Origin of the sequence: Marinomonas fungiae, assembly GCF_001418205.1 — a bacterium.
In the GTDB taxonomy this organism is placed as follows: domain Bacteria; phylum Pseudomonadota; class Gammaproteobacteria; order Pseudomonadales; family Marinomonadaceae; genus Marinomonas; species Marinomonas fungiae.
On the sequence record NZ_LIQF01000024.1, the window covers coordinates 1 to 18,667 of the forward strand.

An 18,667-nucleotide genomic window follows, 5' to 3' on the forward strand; every position below is an offset into this window, starting at 1 on the left:
AGCGGGAAGCCTGGCTGAAAGAGCACGGCTACCGCAACCATATTCAGCGCAAAGGCCACCGCCAGAAACCGTTATCGGAGTGCCAACAACGTCGCAATAAGCGGATCGCCAAAACCCGTGCCCGCGTCGAGCATGTGTTCGCCAGCATCGATCAGATGGGGGGCAAGTTGATCCGCACAGTGGGCCAGGCGAGGGCCAACTTTGCGATGACAATGATGGCCGCCTGCTACAACCTGAAGCGGTTGGTGTACTTCCAGCGGGCCGGGATTAAGGCATTTTGAGTCGTTGGTGGCGGCTCAATGTGCCTGATGGGCACACTGAGAGACGACCGCAGCCGGTGCCACTGACCCTGAGACCGGCATGATATCAAGTCGAAAACAGCTGTTCCGGGCAGTTTAGCTGTTCAGGCGACGAGCAGCAGGGTTTTTCGAGGCGCCCTGAATACGGAAAAGCATGGCCTTCTAAAAATGCAGATTCGTATGTTCCTATGGCACCTAGGAAAAATCCCATACACATCGAGGTGTCGGCCATAATGCCCATAGCCTCATTGAATTCACTCTTTGAAGGTGTTTGTAATGAGCCAAATTGAGCGAATGTCTGTTGCAGGTTAGTGTCAACATATCGGCATTGTTGAACGATATCTCGTCCCTTTTGAATCGCTGAAAAGGCGTGACTAAATTGCGATGCGGTTAGTGCTACAGCTGCAACTGATGTAAAAATGAGCTTTTTCAATATTATTTCCCTCTTGGAATCAAATCTTACATTGCCTGCTAATCATCTCATCACTTCATGACACTGCAAGAACGTATACATAAAGAGTTGATCTTTGTTGCTGATCTATGTGAATACGCCGCAGCTATGTTGTGGTATTTCCACTTGTTTAGTTCTTACACCTTGACGGAGGTGAAACAATCAAAAAATTATTGTTTTGATGGGGTTGCAGCTTCAAGACGCTTTGCTAGTATGACCTTATGAGTTGAACGCAAGTTGTTTTGCTCAGTTCGGCTAGTGAATTAATAACCTCACCCTAGCGGGCGAGGAATAACGGCAACGAGAAGAGCATTACCTGCTTTTGATAGTTACATTACCCTTTCGGGGGGCTTTAATTCACTAGTCATTAAATAAAAACGTCTCAACTCTGAGGCGTTTTTTTTTTTGCGTGCTCGATAAGTTAAAAGCCACTCTAGTCTCCATCTAAATAGCATTATTTTAATACCCTTTAGCCTCTTTCATCTCGAACGACTTAGGATACGATGCCCATTTAAAACTAAACTTTTTAAAGGTGTACCTATGGATATTCGAAGCGCTTTATCAGACAACAAACATTATGTGAACATCCCATTACCACTTCTATACCTCTTATCTAGACTGGATAAAATGACAGAAAATCGCATGAATATTTTTTTGCTGTATTGGCAGGAAGGCCAGGTAAATGGCGATTGGAAATCGAAACAGTCCATCTCCTTAGTGGCCCAGAAACTGTCAATTAGTATGGCTACTGTAAAGCGAGCTAATAAGTATCTTGTTGACCTAGGGCTTATAGAGCGTGAAGAGCAGGGACGATGTGAGCACAATTCCATGCGGAATGAGGTTAGCATTACTGAGGTGTTGATCCCAAAAGAATACGAGGCTGAGCTATTAGCGGCTCCGGACCGCAAGAAAGTACCTTTGAACACAGTTAAAAATGTCATTTCTAAGAAGCCAACTAGGGAAACCAAAATTGCGAATGAAAGGGCTGTTCAGAACCTTGAAGGATCGACGCTTGAAGTGGAAGAACGCAATGCTTGTAGTGAAAGTTTGATTGGTGAAGTAGAGGTATCTGAGACTTATAACGGGGATGACTATGATCTACTTGAGCCTGTTTACGAGCCATATACTCATGAGTTCAATGGTTCAAGCACTGCGGCTAAGATATGTGAGGCCTTTAATGGCCATGCCAATGAGGTATCAAGTTATTTTGTTGATAAGCTCTGTAAAGAAATTAGTAAGAAAGTGGATTCCAAGTCCATTGAAAAAATCTCAAATCAAATTTTATGGGCCATTACTAATGGTGAGCTAGCAGGCTTTCATCCTAGCTACGCGAAAAATATTGCTTTGAAAATGTTGAGAGAGGGGCTTTGGAGCGAGCCAGTCTCAATGCCTACAAACTGGAAGTGGTTACCTTAAATTCTTGAAAAGAATATGGCGCACACATGAGCCACTCGGGTGGCTCAACGTTGAGCCAGAGTAATTATATACCTACGGTATTATTAATATAAAAACATCCCTTACCAAACAGATGTATATGTGAACCGCGGACAAGCTAAACCACAACAGCCATTGCTACCTTGGAAAGGGAAAAAAGTTGAACTTAACTAAGATGCGGGCTGTTGCAGCTCATTAGACTTCATGTACTGTAAAGATATATGCAGCCCTAAGTGCGGGTAAAAGCATTTGGTCCAGCAAGTGGTGACCTATAACGCTTGCAGCGCACTACTTAAATAGGGGAGTCTAATACTCTCCGCCTCCATTGAGGGAGTGCGCAAATTTTTTTATATTAGAGGGTGGCGATTATGATGATGCAAGTACGTGAAAAAGCTGAAGACATTTTGGATCTAGCTGAGAGTTGTGAAGACTTTTTTGAAGCGGAAGTAGTTGTTTGTATTCGTTCTAAAAGTGGTCAAAAAACTGATTTTCTACGCTTACAGCTCGAAGCACCAAAGTTAGATACTGGCAAGGGGGAGCAACGTCTGGAATTTGCTCAGCTTTGTGACTCAAGCGCTGAGTGGTTTTGACATGTTTAGTCTTGGCTGGTTGTTTAAACGGAGCTCGTCTGTTTCGGATGGCTATATTACTCGGGTGCAGAATGAAGAGGGCGAGTGGGTTACTCTCCATGATTCACTATCGAGTGAATCGGAGCTGTTGAGTGACGAGTCGGACATTGAAAATACGATGTTTACATCATCTGTAGAAGAGCTAGGGATAGAGAGTGGCTTTGAAGAGCTAAGCTGCTCTGATGACTTTTTTGATGGGGCTGATTCTATGATGCAGGTGAACCCTGTTACAGGGCTCCCAGGCGATGGTTTTATTGATGCAGGGGGGAATGTATGGAATACCGATTCAGCTTCGATGGATTTTGATGATATATCTGATATGGGAAATGACATGTTCTCTTCAGATCCATTTAGTGACGATTTCTAGTGTGCGCGATGCGGATTTTCGATGGGCGTCCACCATGTTTTTTGTGGGCTGAGAGCCCCAAGTGTCCTAACCAGTGATCGCGGCCTAGAGCTTGTATTAGGATCTTCAGTGAGCGAATGTAATCCCGTTTAGTGGACTCGGATTTATCTTGTAGTAGAACGTCGATACACCAGCGTAAATGCTTCAGCTGGATTTGCTCAGAATGTTTAGAGCCGAATCTGGACGTTAGATTGCTCAGAAGAAATTCAATACGATTTAGGTGCCGTTTCCGCGTTATTTCTGACGAGTTGTTAAATTTTATTCGTTTCTCAATTTCTCTCATCACAACGTTTGCCTCCAACGTAACTCACCCCCGGACGTTGCGATCCATGTCCAGCTGCAATAGAAGTTTTTTGTCTACCTAGCTTGTCAGCTTTCTTGGATGGTGCTCCTCCTAAGAATGGTGGTAATGTCCCTGCTTCTGACTCATAAATCCATACTAGCCGCGCAGCGCGAAGCTCGTGAAAATGTCGAATGCCATGCTTTTTTAGAATTGGTCTTAATTTACGGGCATCTCGTTGTCTGAAATCAATGTAGCGTTCATCTAGAGCAAGCAAGTTTTTAGAATGGAGTGGTTTGACAGACAGGGCGTAAGCCAACGCAAATTGCTGCTCCTCTTCCATGTCAATTTGTCTATCTTCAGACATTCTTCCTCCTTTACAGCCCTCTAGTATTGTCACGCAGCCTGATTGAGCTTCTTTTTTTAAACGTTCCAAATCGGCTAAAGCTGCTTCTCTGAAACGCATTCCAAAGCTGTACGCTAATGCTGCAACCGCAGCTACGCGCTCTAATCCAAGCGGTTTTGCTTCAGCGATAACCGCTTTCAGTTGCAGAAAGGTGCAACGTGGATCGCGGGTTCTAATGTAGGAGCGTCTGCCCAGAGTTTTTGATGGAGATAAAAATAGTTTCTTGTCTCCTCGAAAACACTCCATTACCACGTTTACCGTAGATAACAGATTTTGAGCATATGAAATTTTATATTGTCCATGCTCGACACCGATGCTCAGAGTGTTTACGTAGTGACTGATGACTGAGGGTGTTACCTCACGCATATCTGTCACTGAGTGAGTGTCGTGACAAAAAGCAATGAAGTTTTTAAATCGCTGCTGGTGCGTGTGACGTGTCTGGTAATTCCCATTGCCGAACGCAGCTCTAAGCACCATAGCTGTTGCAAAGCTAGGCTGCTTACCAAAGCCAAAATTTCGTTGTTTAACGTTTCTCTCGAATACCTGTTTGTTATAGGTGACTCTCATCTCAACTCTTCATGCTCAATATATAATAGAAACTGCATTTGCATATGATCCTGATGCTTTTCTAGGGCTGGGGGTCATATGCATCACTCTAGGCCCCAAATCGCATCAGTCAGCGTGAGAACCCTATTAGGGTCAGTTGGAGTGATTTTGAGGTGCAGTAACCTCATGACATCTCTGTAAGATAGTTGGGCGGGTAGGTCGTTGTCGTGACCAGACAGAGAGAAGTGTTTTTTTGAGTCCTATTTAAGGCTTGCTCACGGTGACGCGGGAGTGAACTAGGGTTTTAGTTCGCCTTGTAGTTCCAAGTTTTGCCAATGGGCATTGATAGATAAGGTTTTTGTAGAAGTATCTCTTTTTGCAAAGAGAAAATTTTTAAAAGCCCCGAAGGGCGGTTAGAAGGAAATTTGAACGCTATTTTTTTCATGCCTCTCTAGCTAAGAAGCCACTCTAATGAGTGAATGTGTGATTATTATTTAATCTGTTTGAGCTTCAGTCAATCGAAAGTTTCTTTTATTTTTATAGACTTAACTCTGGTACCTGCAGGTATTCTAAAAGTACACTCAGTACATTTTTTACTAGTTCGAAAGCTAGACAAGTTTGGCAAAATACCTAAGAAGTACACTGAGTGTACTTTTCCAGCACAGACTCGATAAACCGCCTCTCCAAGAGATCCATTTCAAGTTTTTGTGCAGACAGCTCACTAATCATGTATGCATATATCGCTAGAAGATGCTGACCGGTATGGTGAACATTTGCCAGTTGTTCTATGGTCAATATCTCTGGCGCAGTGGCTACTGGCCCGTTATGAGCTTTATGTGAGTTTTCCAGATACTGGCGAGTTGTCTTGTTGAAATGAAACATTGATCTACCATCCATGTGCTGTTCATCAATTTCTGTCAGTAGGTTGTAAACTCGTAACAGAGCAGATACTTCTTGGTAAGGGGATCTTTTCATAACGTGGCCACTGATTCTATTTTCACAGAATGTTTTAACTTAAAAACGAAGAGCAGCAAGTCATATCTGGAAAGGGATTTCAGTTAAATAATGGGTATGTATTAAAGGGGGGGGGCGGGGACGGTATATATACCGTCCCCGCCCCCCCCCTTTAATACAAGTAGATATTCCCTACCAGTGCAGTAATACAACATCGCGTAAATCGACTTTTACCTCAATTAGGCGAAGATCGGTGTTAGAAGGCGGGTAATTGCAGTTTTTGCCGAATTAGCCAGCGATACATATTGATTGAACAATTTTATTGTAAGCCCTCAAAACAAAAACATTCTATGAGGACTTACTTTTTATGAAAGCTTACAGCACGTTTAAGCTACTAGACGTTTCACACATGCTAAATGAGCTAGCTCCAGAGCAGCATTTTTTACTTCAAGATTTTCTACCTATGGTTCCGATCGCTGCGATCACTGGACAGGGGGGAGTTGGGAAAAGTTTTGTAATTATGAAACTATGCTGTGCCGTAGCTGGGTGCGATGAGTTTTTAGGCATGAAGGTATCTTCACCAGGAACGGTTATGTATATCAGTGCTGAAGAAGAGGGCGAGGAGCTCCATCGCCGTTTCGACTCAATTGTGAAGAAATCTTCACAGAGCTATGACTATTCCGGTCTTCGAAGTCACTTCAAACCAATTGAATTAAAAGCCGGAAACTGTTCGTTATTTTACGATACTGAGCATGGGATAAGAGTGACGCAAACCTACGAAGACCTTCTTTCTTACGCGAAAACGCTCACTGACCTACGGCTTATAGTGATTGACACTTATTCCGCAATTTCTGACTTTGATGAAAACAATAGAACAAGTACAACTAAGGCTCTTGAAAAATTAAGAGTTTTTCACACAGAAACAGGGGCTATGGTTATGCTAATTCATCATAACAACAAGCAGTCCAGCAATAGTAAGAACGCTCCAAGAGGCAGCAGTGCTTTTGTTAATTCTCTACGGTGGGTTGCAACCTTAAGTGAACATGCGAGTTATTATTCACTTTCGGTGATAAAGTCGAACTATTCAAAAGAAAGCTCAATCCAGCTATTTCCTGATCCGTTGACTGGGTGCTTAGTGCGAGGCGAGTCTATTATGAAGGAGAAAGAAGGGGGCGAGATAAATGAAGTTAGTCGAATTGTAGATGTCTTCAGGGAGATCCAGGCTGCGAACGGGTCTGTAAATTTTACTAACCTAAAAAATGAGGCTTCTCTTGCTAAATCACTTAAAATGACCGAATCGAGGTTTAAGGAATTGTTTAAGATGATGGAGTTTAAAAAGGTTTTTTCACGCGGAGAAAAGTCCAAGTTGATTTTTGATCAGAAAGCGTATTCTCAGGAGTATTCAGCCCATAAGGAGAATAATTCTCAGGGCTCGTATGAAGAAATCTAGCACTTTAAGTGCGATAAGATTGAGCAGCTTGATGCTAAACAGTGCTTTTATCGGGGGGGCATTGCGCATATGACGCAAGACTTACATATAAAAGTAATACAAAATGCATACAGTCTTACAACTGAATCGACCAGACTTTACTAGACCATCTCTTACTTATAATTCCCTAGCTTTTCGTAAACCAGAGGTGGCATGTTAGCAGCATGGCTATGCTTACGTGTAGCGTTATAAAACATCTCTATGTAATCGAATATGTCAGCTCTTGCTTCCTCTCGTGATACGTAGATTTTTCGTTTTACCCTTTCGCGTTTAAGCAGCTGGAAAAAGCTTTCTGCAACAGCATTGTCATGACAGTTTTCACGACGACTCATACTGGGCTGCAAGTTGTGTTTTTCTAAAAAACTTTGCCATTCGTATCCCGTGAACTGACTACCCTGATCTGAGTGAATCAGTACAGTGCTTTTAGGCTTGCGACGCCAGACAGCTGAGAGCAGCGCTTGAGTAACGAGCTCACTTTCCAATCTAGAACTCATTGACCAACCGACCACTGCTCGTGAGTAAAGATCCAAAACAACGGCAAGATACAGCCAACCTTCATGTGTCTTAATATACGTAATGTCAGTGACCCACGATTGATTTGGAGCTTCCGGAGAGAACGAGCGATCTAAAATATTTTGCGCAACATGCGCAGGCTTTCCGCCGTACTTTCCAGGGCGTTTCCCATAGCCAACTTGAGCCTTAAGCCCCTCACGTTTCATTAACTTTGCTACACGGTGTCTGCTACAAATCTCACCCAGATCTTTGAGGTCACAGTGAATTTTTCGATAGCCGTATACACAACCACTTTCAAGCCAAGAATGCTTAATCAGCCCAATAAGCCTGTCGTCTTCAACAGCCCTTGCTGTTTTAGGTTGCTTGAGCCAGGCATAGAATCCACTGCGCTGAATCTTTAACGTTTGGCACATAAGTCGGGCAGGAAAACGATCGAGCCGAGATTTTATGAACGCGTATTTTTCTTTGACTCTTCCGCGAAAAATACGGTGGCTTCCTTTAGGATATCCCTTTCTTGAGTGACCCGTTTTAGCTCTTTCTCAAGCTGACGAATACGAGCTTCTTGATCAGAGACATCTTGGTGGTGACTTGCTTGAGGGCCATACTTTTTAATCCAAACATACAGGCTATGAGTGGACATACCTAAACGATCCGACACACTTGCAAAAGAGTAACCCTGTTCAGTCACTTGCTTTACAGCTTGGATCTTAAATTCTTCAGTAAATCGTTGATTCATTGCTCCTCCTAAGAACACTTAATTGTATATCAATAAAGTGTCTAGAGAAGTCTGGTCGATTCACTCTTTTTTTGTAGATAATAATGCCGTTACATTCTTTTACGTAATTTTACCTAGATCGTACATTAGACCTATATTTAATGTTAATTGGTTGTTTTTTAACAAATATATTAGGTTTATCTGTTTTATTTTTACTCGACAGTGTTACATTATGATTAAATTATTCAGATGATGTTGTAGGATGATTGTTTTGTTTAGGATAGGCAAAAATACTAAGAGTGACATTGAGATTGTTTCGCTAATGGAACGTAATAAGAAACTATCTTCAATCATTAAAGCTCAAAGGAAGTGGCTGTGCTACGTTGTTTTTGATATTAAAGGTTACGTTGTTGATGCAAACCAAAACTTTTTAAAATTGATGAACATTGGTGAGCGAGAAGCTCTAGGTCAACATCATTCAGGGTTTTGTGATAAGAATTATTCTGAAAGTCAAGATTATATCGAGTTTTGGGAGTCACTAAGATCTGGAGGGTTTAAAAAAGGCACTTTTGCTAGAATAGAAAAGTATGGGAACAGAGTCTGGCTTGAATCATCATATTTTCCTATTGAAAATGAAAGTGGAGAAGTCATTAATATAGTTAAGCTGGCGTCAGATGTAACTAGCAGCATGGATGAGATAAAGGAAAACGAAGCACTAATTCGATCTTTAAATGCTAATATGGCTGTTATCAAGTTTACCCCTTCTGGAACAGTAATTGATGCGAATGATAACTTTTTGAAAGTTATGGGCTATGAAAGAGAAGAAATAGTCAATAAACATCATAAAATATTCTGCGAAGACGGCTTTTATAAGGCGAATCCTGATTTTTGGAAACAGCTATCACAGGGAGTAAGTCAGAAAGGTCGATTTCTTAGGAAATCAAAACAAGGAAATAATGTTTGGCTGGATGCATCTTATAGCCCTGTATATGACAGTAATGGCAAGGTTTATAGAGTGGTTAAATTTGCTCTGGACGTTTCTGCTCATGTTGAAAATTCAGCGAAAATAAAAGAAGTTGCTATTATAACAGCTGATAAGAGTAATACTCTTTCTGAAGAAAGTGCACAAAAACTAACTGATGCAAGGAAAGCATCATTAGAAGTGTCTTCGGAGATGCTTAAGGTTGAACGAATATCTGAGTCTCTTCTAGAGCAAGCTAAAAAAATTGAATCTATAGTTGATTCAATACAAGAAGTTATGTCTCAAACAAATCTTCTTTCTCTTAATGCAGCAATAGAAGCAGCTCGAGCAGGGCAACATGGAAGAGGTTTTGCTGTTGTTGCCGATGAAGTTAGGAAACTTGCGCTGAAAACCAGTGAAAAATCTGACGAGATAACGACCGTTATTAACATTAACTCAGGCCTTATAAAAGATCTTGTGCATAATGTTTCACTCACTAAATCTCACGCTGATTTATCAGATAGAGCTATAAATGAAGCATCTAATAATCTTATTGAGCTTTCAAGTATGGTTAATGACTTTAGTAAGTTGACATCTGATATTTAAGTGAGTATTGATGGAATGAGTTATATTGAGATTTGTGATGACTTGATCAAGGTAAAGATGTTTGGTTGGGTTAATAGATTTGATGATTATCCGCTTGAAAATATTAAAAATCTTAATGCTAATAAAATTGAATTTTATTTTGATAATGTAGAAGGTATTGATAATTTTTTCGTAAGTTTATTTTATCTTCTTAATTCAAGAACAGCCTCTGTTATTGAATTTAAAGGTGTTAATCAATATTGTCGAGACGTTCTAGATATGGCATGCATTAATAAATTTGTTGATTACTAGTTTTAGGGTTTAGTTTTTATGCCAAAGTCTCCATCTTATTGTGTAGCTTTACAGCCAATATGTGACCGTGAAATGATTCATGTTGCCGATGAATTATTATACCGATCAACGTCAATGGCACCTTATGCTCAAATTGATGATGATCTAGTTGCCACGGCAAGAGTATGTAATGCTGCATTTTATGAAACCGGGATAGAAAAATTATGCGGAAATAGAAAGCTTTTTTTTAATGCACCTAGAGAATGGATTCTAAATCCAGAGTTACTTCCTCCTTACCCTGATAGAGTAGTTCTAGAAGTTTTGGAAAGTGTCAAGGGAGACTATGAGGTAATTGAAGCATTAAAACATGTAAAGTTTTTGGGTTATCAAATTGCGCTGGATGATTTTGAGCTTTGTGCGGATACTGAGCCTCTTTTAGAGATAGCAGACATTGTGAAAATTGATATGCTGACTTATCAAAGTGAGGGTGAGATTGATTACTATCTTTCTAAGGGCTTAACTCTTCTTGCAGAAAAAGTAGAAGATCTTGAAGTTTTTGAAGATTGTAAAAGGTTGGGTTTTAGCTTATTTCAAGGTTACTTTTATGCAAAGGCTGAGGTAAAAAGTGCAACATCGGTAAAGCGTAGTAGTAATGCTAAAGTCCGATTAGAAATTTTAAAAGAGCTCTATAAAGAAGATGTGGATTTCGAAATAGTAGAGTCCCTTTTAGTTCAAGAACCTCAATTGGTGCTGCGTCTACTTAAGATGATTAATTCTGCCTATTACAAGCGTGTGAATACTGTTCATACTTTGCATCAGGCTGTTACGTTGCTAGGAATACAAAAGCTGCGGACTCTAGTTAGTACTCTCGTATTAGCAAACGATCATCCTTGTAAGATGCTATTGTTACCAAAAGTACTCACTAGGGCTTCTATGTGTCGAATTTTAGCGGAGCGGCACTTCAAAGTCGAAGCAGAGGAAGCTTTCTTGGTGGGGTTACTTTCTTTATCAGATTTAATGTTAGACCAAAGCCTTAAAGAAATCTGCGATCAGCTACCGTTAAGCGATAAGTTATATAACGCTTTATTATTTCATGAGGGAAAAATAGGTAGAATATTGACCATCGTAATTTCTTTTGAAAATGCGAAACTTAACTTGGCAAGCGAGAAAACTGTAGAGATGCTTAATTCGTTTTACCTAGAAAGTCGTAGCTGGGCTTTGAGTATATTGACTGGGATGAAAGGAGATGGCTAAAAATCAGCCATCTTACTATAACCATTTAGCTGCAATGGGAGTAGCTAATAGTTGAAAAATTAGCCATAGTGGATTAACCAAACATTACTTTAATGTGTAACTCGTTTGCTAAAATGAAAGTTTTGATTTTAGGGAACGTGCGATTAAGTCAGCTAGTTAGTACGAAATCACTACTGGCTTGATTTGCTTTTCAATTTGCTCAAAACCTCAGTTTCTAGTGTGTCTTATCCTCTAGTTGAAGCCTTTAAAGCTCCAACTACCGTCATCCAGACGGATTAACCCCGTGCAGATCTTATCATCTGATCCACTCGCCGTATGTTTCCCAGTGCAAACAACACCGCGAGCTTGTTTGTCATTTTTTGATAATCCTTTATAGACTACTTTTCGGAAGCCAAATTGGCATTTGAGTATTCGAAACAGGGTAAGCGTCCGGCCATCCACACCTTGAGCTTTTTTTTAAAACAGCTTTCTGACATTCAGGTGATGCAACCAAACACTGGTACCTTTAAGGCAGAGAGCTATGGATAGCTTAAGCTCCCAGTGTAACTGGCGTGTTGAAATGGTAAGAGACAGCTCGTCATCTTCGATCCCAGGCCACTTAAAGGTCCCTTTTTCCAAACGCCTATAGTGCAACCAAAAACCATTGGCTGACCATTGTAGAATTTTGGTAAGCGATCTTATATTAGCCCTCTAAAATGGTTTGTCTTGGCCTGCTAATCTAGCCTGCTTTCGCCCTGTTCCAGGGTAATAGCGCTTCGAGTTTTTCTAAAGTATCCGCGTCGGCGATGTGGTCGAGTACGTGTTGGATGTAACTCGATGGTTCTAGGCCATTAGCTTTGGCGGTTTCTATGTAAGCGCCAATCGAATCCCATCTCCCAATAGCCCCATCAAACAGGTAGCCTTTTGCTTCTTTTAACCAAGGTGCAAACCATGACAACCTATCGCAAGTACAACTGGCCTGAACTATTTGACGCAATGAATAGCAAGTGGCACTGGCGTTCGCTCCACGTGACGAATCAGCAAATAGCCAGTTGCGTCTGCCTACCGCGAACGGGCGGATGGCATTCTCGGCTAAGGCATTACTGATATGGACGAAGCCATAGTCACAGTAAGCGATCAGAGATTCCCACTGGTTAAGGCTATATTGGATGGCTTTAAAGATCGGTGAGTCTTTCGGAACCTTTGTCAGGTTGGTTTCCAGCCACGCTTTGAAGTCTTCTAGCAGTGGTAACGCCAGCTCTTGGCGCACGGTGTACTTTTCCGACTTGCTTAAGTTTTCAATTTTTCTTTCGATGGCATAGAGCTTGCCGATCTTACCGACGGCCACATCCACTTTCGATGGTGTGGCCTTGTTGCTTTTTCCTTTCTGAGGAGCCGCACCGCGTGCGGCTTCAACAAACTTGCGCCGCGCATTGTCCCAACACCCAATACGAGCGATATCAAGCTCTCGGCAGACCTTGCCGTAGCCACTGTAGCCGTCAACTTGTAACACGCCACTAAACCCGTCCAATAGACGTGCGGGAACGTGACCCGCTCGGGTCGGGCCATAGTCAAACAAGACGGAAGGTTTATCCGGTGGCCCACCCCGCGTTACCCACATCCACTTATCACTCTGAGCGGTTTTACCGGTTTCTTTCAACACCTGGATGCGAGTCTCATCCGCTTGGATGTAGCGACCGAGGTTTTGTTGCTCCCGCATCAGGTTAATCAAGGGTTTGAACACATCATCGAGACGGATAATCCAATTCGCCATATTGTTGCGCCTCATTTCGTAACCAAGACGCGCTAACATGCCATCTAAGAGATAAAGGGGTAAGCCATCGGCATATTTTGACGTGATGACGTAAGCCAACAGGGAGGTGGTGGCAACACACTTACCCAGCGGATGAGTTGGCCGCTTTGCCGCGATGATTTGTTCGCCAGTTGAGGATTCGAACACCGCTTTATCTTGCCAGATCTCGATCACGTTAAGCCGAGCCGGGATAAACTCCAGTTCTTCTTTCACCTTAGTGAAGAAGGTTTTTGTTGCTCCTGCTTTCTCGTCGTCACTCAGGCAGATCTCACGACGGATTCGGTTTAATGAGGTCGAGAAGCCTCGTTGACGCTGACGACTTAGCTTGGTTTGCGCTAGCTCTGGGCTCAATGAGTCTTCTGGAATCTCATTAATCAGATCATCAATCGCGTTTTCCAGTTCCGCCTCATCAAACAGGGTGATCTGAAACGGCTGCTTCTCACTCTGGCGGCGAAGCGTTGGACTTTTTGCAGACGGATGATCTCTTCGAGACGCTCGATATAAGCATCGCGCTGTTTGAGGCCAGCATCACGTTCAGCTAAGGATACGTCTCTTTGCAACAGCAAAGACACTAGTTCAGCTTGTGACAGCTGACTGTAATCCGGCTTTTTGGAGTGAGACTTGGGGGCAATTTTCAAGGCGATATGTTAGCAAAAATCACCACATAAATCCTCAACAGAGTGCCTCATAATGCAAGGTTTTATGGCCTTGCATTAGGCTAAGATCGTAGCCTTCTAACAGCCAATTAATTTGCTCACCGGTGAGAGATACCAATTCCTCTGAGGCTTTAAGCCACTTAAACTTTTCTTCTGCTAAACCCTTGTAATAGAGCACGAAGCCATTGTCTTCCCACATCACGCACTTGATCTTATTGCGATGCCGATTAGTAAACGCGTACAAGGCTCCGGAAAAAGGATTGTGCCCTAGCTCTTGCTCGATCAGCACCGCCAGTCCATGGGCCTGCTTTCTAAAATCCACCGGGTCTCGATACAAAAAGATCTGGGGTAAATTCAATGCAGGGCGCAGATAACGAGGTTTCATAAAGCCGCTACCAGATGGGACACCAACGAGACGCCACGTATGATCATCCCATTGGGGAGCAAGATTTCTAGATTGCTAGAAGGCATAAAAGGCGTTGCCAGTGATACCGGTACTAATTTCGATCCCGTTGTCGAGTTAGTGGATGGCGAAAACTTCTGCCGCCAATAGCTAAACTGGTGGTACACTAAGCCTTCTTGTTCGCAGAAGGCTTTGATGGACAGGCCAGAGGCTCGCCACTTTTCGATATGGTCTGCCCAAGCTTGGTTTAACGCTGAGTTTGCATTCATATTGTGTGCTCCGTGGATGAATAGACGAAACACAGTTTGGGCGGGGTTAAGCGCGAAAACTAGAGGCTGATTTAGTGACGCTTACGAATTTTGAGGCGGTTACGAGTGCGTCCACAGAAAACAAACAGGCAATCAGAGCAAGGTTCCTGCTCCAATTCATAGACTACGATGGTACACAACCCATCAATAGATTTACGCATATGGGTCGTACCGCATATCAATATGACAGGCAAGGACTCAGAAACCCCAATCATGATTTATCTCCGTAAAAATGGAGAGGTTAGTGCGATTGAATTAACGAGTGAATGAGTGGATTACCGGACGCTTACACGATAGCCTGAGTCGGGTGAGACAAACGTCTCATCGCCATGCATGAGTTCAGTGATTTGGTTTAGATCATGTTCACTGGCAGAAGTGGTGGTAAAACTGTGTACCAAGCCACGTTTAGCATCGACTCCAATATGTGCCTTCAACCCAAAGAACCATTGATTTCCTTTCTTGGTCTGATGCATTTCTGGGTCACGTGATTTGACTTTATTTTTGGTCGAGCTAGCGGCTTCAATAATCGTCGCGTCAACGATGGTACCTTCTTTAAAGTAAATCCCCGAATTTGATAGCCATTTGTGGACTTCTTTAAAGAGCTTACGTCCAAGCTTATACTTTTCCAGTAAATGCCTAAAATTCATAATAGTGGTGTGATCAGGTATTGTGCCTTCTAAAGATAACCCAGCAAACAGCCGCATCGAGGTAATCTCGTAAAGCGCGTCCTCCATGGCTGGGTCCCCCATGTAGTACCAGTTCTGCATAAAATGAATACGCAACATGGTAGACAAAGGATAGGGGCGACGACCATTGCCTGCTTTTGGATAGAAGGGTTCAATTTGGTCTTCAAGCTGCTGCCAAGGAATCAACTCATCCATTCTACCAAGGAAGAGTTCTTTGCGAGTTTTGCGGCGTTTGCTGGTAAATTCGGTGTCGGCGAAGGAAAGCTGGTTCATGATCGGCTGGATTCGTAGTCAGATTAAGTCGGCAAGATTGTCTCATGTTACCGACTTAATCGCATGTTCCATAGACTAATGGACGCGGAATTCATCTACTAAAATAGTTTGCGTGCCCCTTCGACAAAGAGGAATTTAATGTATCAACAAACTTTAGAATTAGGACTTTCTGACTTATCAAACGACAGCTCTGATCGAGGGTTAGACGTAAATACTTTATCCGATGTCTTATCGAATGTTGGCATTGAAGCCCGTGGAGCAGTATTTACACGCCTCGAAGTTGTACGTTTTATTTTAGATTTGTCGGGGTTCCACTCCGCTGATAAACTTTATACTAAACGTATACTGGAGCCTTCTTTTGGCAATGGCGACTTCTTGCTCGAAATTGTACGTCGCATGCTTGCTTCTTGGTATCAAGAAAATGATACACCTCCATTATTTAAGGATCTATGCGATACCATTGTTGCGGTGGAGATTCACCATCAGACGTTTACTCAAACATCTCAATTAATTTTGGATGAACTAATCTGTAGTGATGTAGACGAGGGCACAGCTTCTCAATTAGTGAGACATTGGCTGATACATGGGGACTTTTTACTTGTTGACCTACCCATGCAGTTTGATTTCGTTTTAGGAAATCCCCCATACATACGTCAAGAGCTTATTCCTGTTTCACTTTTAGAAGAATATCGTCGCAGATACGAGACAATTTACGATAGAGCCGACATCTATATACCGTTTTTAGAACGTTCTCTATCACTACTTTCGCCTGCTGGAGTTTCAGGCTTTATATGCTCTGATCGATGGATGAAAAACCGTTACGGGGGGCCGTTGCGTAAGTTTGTGTCTGATAACTTTAGCCTAAAGATTTATGTTGATATGTTTGATACAAAAGCCTTTCATTCTGACGTTATCGCTTATCCAGCTATAACGCTTATATCGCGAGATAAAAACTGTAAAACACGCGTCTTCCACAGCCCTGAAATTGAAGAGTCTGTGTTGTCGAGTCTTTCTAAGGTGCTTTTAAGTCAAGACTGCATGGATAGTGAGACGTTCAAAATTAAAGAGCTTGCCAATGTAATGAATGGGCACGAGCCTTGGCTCCTAGATTCTTCTGATCAGATAGAAATACTGCGGCGCTTGGAAGAAAGCTATCCCTTGCTAGAGGAGACAGGTTGCAAGGTAGGTATAGGTGTCGCAACGGGAGCGGATAAGGCGTTTATTGGATCATATGGCTCTCTAAGTGTAGAAAATGATCGAAAGCTTCCAATAGTAACGACAAAAGATATCATATCCGGTGAAGTTAATTGGTGTGGTATGGGGGTAATCAACCCTTTTACTGAGAACGGAACTCTTGTTGACCTTGATAAATATCCAAAGCTGAAACAGTACCTTGAAGAGCGACGCCCTATAATTTCAGCACGACATTGTGCAAAGAAGGCTCCTAAAAAATGGTATCGGACTATTGATAGAATAACGCCTAGTTTAGCCTCCAGGCCAAAACTTCTGATACCAGATATTAAAGGGGAGGCTCATGTTGTATTTGAAGAAGGGTGGCTTTATCCACACCATAATCTGTACTACATTGTGTCTGAGGAGTGGGATCTAAGGTCTCTTCAGGCTGTGTTGTTGTCTTCAGTGGCTCGACTATTTGTTGCCAGTTACTCGACTAAAATGCGAGGCGGCTTTTTAAGATTTCAAGCTCAGTATCTGCGGCGAATAAGGATACCTAAATGGGCGACAGTTTCCCAATCTCTACGCGAAGAGCTAATGAACGCGGCATCAGCTAGGGATGTTGAAGCTTGTAATCGTGCGGTATTTAAACTCTACGAACTAAGTTTGGAAGAGCAGCGTGTTTTAGGAGGCAATGGAAATTGACAATCCTTGCACAGCAAGCTGCGGGGCTTTACGCCATTTTCGGTAAAATCTTAGACTGAATAAGTTTTATCAATCTTGTAGCAAATTAAATTTATAAAAAGTCGCTGGTGATGAAATTGCATATTTATTCAATCTTTGTCGTAAAAAATCCCCCATGTCTGGTTCAGATATGGGGAATCCATAATTAAGACAATTATTGAGAGACCATCTCTAATGCAATGCAGTTTTTATCTGAAAATAACTCATTTTCATAATCAAACTCTGCGAAAGCTAGGGATAAGGCGTGATGAATCTCGCGCGCTGAGCATTGTCCGGTTAATAGCAACTCCCGGCGCGAAGATGGGCTAAACGGAGTGTGTGCGTCATCTTTACTGTGAAATACTGTAAGGTGGCGCCCCTCAGCAGGCTGCTCTAGCACATGCTCAATCGTGACCACTAGGTTTGTACTTAATTCTAGTGATGACAACGCTTGTTCTAATGCTGGGATAGATTCCTGTGTACTTGTAAAAACACTGATATTCATAATAACACCTCTTGTTGAATTAGAAGTGAATATGGTATATGCAGATCTAGCCTAAAGTCGCTATCAGTAATCGCTCATTTTCTGTGTTAAGACCTAGGGTTTGTATTTCAAAACTTTAATTTATTCTCACATATGTCGGTGCTCGACAACGTCATGTTAGCACCGGTGAAGCTTAAAGGTTTAAAGCCTTCCATCGTTAGAGCCAAGTCTCTTGAATTACTCGACATGGTTGATATGTCGCATAAGGCTAAGGCCTATCCTAACCAGCTGACTTGTTCTGTACGCCAACCTCACTTCAAACATGTCGTTTAATCGCGATTTTTTCGCTATTTCGGTGCTTTGAGCGCCCCAACTCACCGTTCAGGCGGATTAACCCCGTGCTGAACGAATCATCTGATCTACTCGTAACAAATTTCCAAGTGCAAATAGCACAGCAAGTTTGTTGTCATTTTTAGACAGACCTTTGTAGATGGCTTTGCGAAAACCAAATTGGCATTTCAATATTCTAAACGGGTGCTCGACTTTCGCTCTGATACTCGCCTTAATGTATTCCGTTCGGATTATTTGTTTGTTGAGACGGGGATGCTTTTTCCATGCGCGTATCTTGCTAGGCACCTCAGCCACTAACCAATCGACTTTCCTATCCTTTGGGCACCTCTAAAAACCTCGCTCACAGCACCGGTAACCCTGTGATAGTATCGAGCAACCACTAACACCCGATAGTTCAGTACCATGAAGAAGCGTAGCGCGATCAAAAACGACCTCTTTGCCAGCGAACATCACCGTGAAAAGATCGACCGGATCGGCGATCCTTTGGCCGAGATCGAGCAGTACATCAATTTTTCTGCACTGGCCGCTGAAGTTGACTCTATCGCGCCTCGCCAAGCAGGGCTTCATCGCCCGTGGTGGCCAGATCATTGATGCCACCCTGGTGC

General features: G+C 42.5%; 18 protein-coding genes and 5 pseudogenes. 10 read left to right on the top strand and 13 right to left on the bottom strand.

Going from position 1 to position 18,667, the window contains the following annotated elements:
- A partial coding sequence (locus ASC49_RS18930; RefSeq protein ID WP_141656885.1) for a transposase occupies positions 1-281 on the top strand: 281 nt, incomplete at its 5' end.
- 85 nt (positions 282-366) lie between these two features.
- On the opposite strand, the gene ASC49_RS18935 is transcribed toward ASC49_RS18930, so the two are convergent.
- Complete coding sequence (locus ASC49_RS18935; RefSeq protein WP_055464785.1) at positions 367-732, bottom strand: hypothetical protein; 366 nt, start codon at positions 730-732, stop codon at positions 367-369.
- Between the two features lie 558 nt (positions 733-1,290).
- Here ASC49_RS18935 and ASC49_RS18940 point away from each other — a divergent pair.
- The 3 genes from ASC49_RS18940 to ASC49_RS18950 all read left to right on the top strand — a co-directional run bounded on the left by ASC49_RS18940 (position 1,291) and on the right by ASC49_RS18950 (position 3,180).
- A complete protein-coding gene (locus ASC49_RS18940; protein WP_055464786.1) occupies positions 1,291-2,166 on the top strand; it encodes a hypothetical protein in 876 nt (291 codons plus the stop codon).
- Between the two features lie 386 nt (positions 2,167-2,552).
- Complete coding sequence (locus ASC49_RS18945) at positions 2,553-2,774, top strand: hypothetical protein (RefSeq protein WP_055464787.1); 222 nt, start codon at positions 2,553-2,555, stop codon at positions 2,772-2,774.
- Positions 2,749-3,180, top strand: coding sequence for a hypothetical protein (locus tag ASC49_RS18950; protein ID WP_141656886.1), 432 nt, complete (start codon positions 2,749-2,751; stop codon positions 3,178-3,180). Before ASC49_RS18945 ends, ASC49_RS18950 begins: the two co-directional genes overlap by 26 nt.
- Positions 3,181-3,488: 308 nt before the next feature.
- On the opposite strand, the gene ASC49_RS18960 is transcribed toward ASC49_RS18950, so the two are convergent.
- Together ASC49_RS18960 and ASC49_RS18965 are read right to left on the bottom strand one after the other, a co-directional pair.
- A complete protein-coding gene (locus tag ASC49_RS18960) occupies positions 3,489-4,472 on the bottom strand; it encodes an integrase domain-containing protein (protein ID WP_055464790.1) in 984 nt (327 codons plus the stop codon).
- Between the two features lie 609 nt (positions 4,473-5,081).
- Positions 5,082-5,426 carry a hypothetical protein gene (locus ASC49_RS18965; protein ID WP_055464791.1) on the bottom strand — a complete coding sequence of 115 codons (345 nt, stop codon included), beginning with the start codon at positions 5,424-5,426 and terminating at the stop codon, positions 5,082-5,084.
- Between the two features lie 346 nt (positions 5,427-5,772).
- Between ASC49_RS18965 and ASC49_RS18970 the strand changes: the two genes are divergently transcribed.
- A complete protein-coding gene (locus tag ASC49_RS18970; protein ID WP_055464792.1) occupies positions 5,773-6,855 on the top strand; it encodes an AAA family ATPase in 1,083 nt (360 codons plus the stop codon).
- Between the two features lie 152 nt (positions 6,856-7,007).
- Here the strand turns inward: ASC49_RS18970 and ASC49_RS18975 are convergent.
- Positions 7,008-8,143, bottom strand: a protein-coding gene (locus ASC49_RS18975; protein WP_407067178.1) for an IS3 family transposase whose coding sequence is annotated in 2 segments (ribosomal slippage) — positions 7,008-7,909 and positions 7,909-8,143 — 1,137 coding nt in all. Because the reading frame shifts where the segments join, the coding sequence is not laid out codon by codon here.
- A gap of 301 nt (positions 8,144-8,444) precedes the next feature.
- On the opposite strand from ASC49_RS18975, the gene ASC49_RS20240 reads away from it, so the two are divergent.
- From ASC49_RS20240 to ASC49_RS18995, 3 genes are read left to right on the top strand one after another with little or no spacing between them, the layout of a single operon-like run.
- The gene (locus ASC49_RS20240) at positions 8,445-9,689 is read left to right on the top strand and encodes a methyl-accepting chemotaxis protein (protein WP_162265224.1); all 1,245 of its coding nucleotides are present in this window, start codon (positions 8,445-8,447) and stop codon (positions 9,687-9,689) included.
- A complete protein-coding gene (locus ASC49_RS18990) occupies positions 9,690-9,980 on the top strand; it encodes a hypothetical protein (RefSeq protein WP_141656888.1) in 291 nt (96 codons plus the stop codon).
- 18 nt (positions 9,981-9,998) lie between these two features.
- Positions 9,999-11,213 (top strand): EAL and HDOD domain-containing protein, encoded by a 1,215-nt coding sequence (locus ASC49_RS18995; protein WP_055464797.1) that lies wholly within the window; start codon positions 9,999-10,001, stop codon positions 11,211-11,213.
- A 456-nt stretch (positions 11,214-11,669) separates the two neighbouring features.
- Here ASC49_RS18995 and tnpB (ASC49_RS20340) read toward each other — a convergent pair whose 3' ends face one another.
- From tnpB (ASC49_RS20340) to ASC49_RS19015, 7 genes and pseudogenes are all read right to left on the bottom strand, one after another.
- A complete protein-coding gene (tnpB, locus tag ASC49_RS20340; protein WP_082443888.1) occupies positions 11,670-11,894 on the bottom strand; it encodes an IS66 family insertion sequence element accessory protein TnpB in 225 nt (74 codons plus the stop codon).
- 37 nt (positions 11,895-11,931) lie between these two features.
- Positions 11,932-12,063: pseudogene (locus tag ASC49_RS20130) on the bottom strand (transposase domain-containing protein); the annotation flags it as partial.
- A gap of 123 nt (positions 12,064-12,186) precedes the next feature.
- A pseudogene (gene tnpC, locus ASC49_RS19000) lies at positions 12,187-13,643 on the bottom strand (IS66 family transposase); the annotation flags it as partial.
- Positions 13,644-13,677: 34 nt separating this feature from the next.
- Positions 13,678-14,046, bottom strand: a complete 369-nt coding sequence (tnpB, locus tag ASC49_RS19005) for an IS66 family insertion sequence element accessory protein TnpB (RefSeq protein ID WP_055464798.1) — start codon at positions 14,044-14,046, stop codon at positions 13,678-13,680.
- The gene (tnpA, locus tag ASC49_RS19010; protein ID WP_055464799.1) at positions 14,043-14,333 is read right to left on the bottom strand and encodes an IS66 family insertion sequence element accessory protein TnpA; all 291 of its coding nucleotides are present in this window, start codon (positions 14,331-14,333) and stop codon (positions 14,043-14,045) included. The genes tnpB (ASC49_RS19005) and tnpA overlap by 4 nt, the downstream gene beginning before the upstream one ends.
- Positions 14,334-14,404: 71 nt before the next feature.
- On the bottom strand, positions 14,405-14,587 hold the full coding sequence (tnpB, locus tag ASC49_RS19705) for an IS66 family insertion sequence element accessory protein TnpB (protein ID WP_072242196.1): 183 nt from the start codon (positions 14,585-14,587) through the stop codon (positions 14,405-14,407).
- 75 nt (positions 14,588-14,662) lie between these two features.
- A pseudogene (locus ASC49_RS19015) lies at positions 14,663-15,334 on the bottom strand (IS5 family transposase); the annotation flags it as partial.
- A 135-nt stretch (positions 15,335-15,469) separates the two neighbouring features.
- Between ASC49_RS19015 and ASC49_RS19020 the strand changes: the two are divergent.
- Positions 15,470-17,209 carry an Eco57I restriction-modification methylase domain-containing protein gene (locus ASC49_RS19020; RefSeq protein WP_082443889.1) on the top strand — a complete coding sequence of 580 codons (1,740 nt, stop codon included), beginning with the start codon at positions 15,470-15,472 and terminating at the stop codon, positions 17,207-17,209.
- A gap of 193 nt (positions 17,210-17,402) precedes the next feature.
- Here ASC49_RS19020 and ASC49_RS19025 read toward each other — a convergent pair whose 3' ends face one another.
- On the bottom strand, positions 17,403-17,732 hold the full coding sequence (locus tag ASC49_RS19025) for a hypothetical protein (protein WP_055464800.1): 330 nt from the start codon (positions 17,730-17,732) through the stop codon (positions 17,403-17,405).
- Positions 17,733-18,101: 369 nt separating this feature from the next.
- Positions 18,102-18,380: pseudogene (locus ASC49_RS20135) on the bottom strand (transposase); the annotation flags it as partial.
- 84 nt (positions 18,381-18,464) lie between these two features.
- On the opposite strand from ASC49_RS20135, the pseudogene ASC49_RS19035 reads away from it, so the two are divergent.
- Positions 18,465-18,644, top strand: a pseudogene (locus ASC49_RS19035) (IS5/IS1182 family transposase); the annotation flags it as partial.
- Positions 18,645-18,667: the final 23 nt, after the last annotated feature.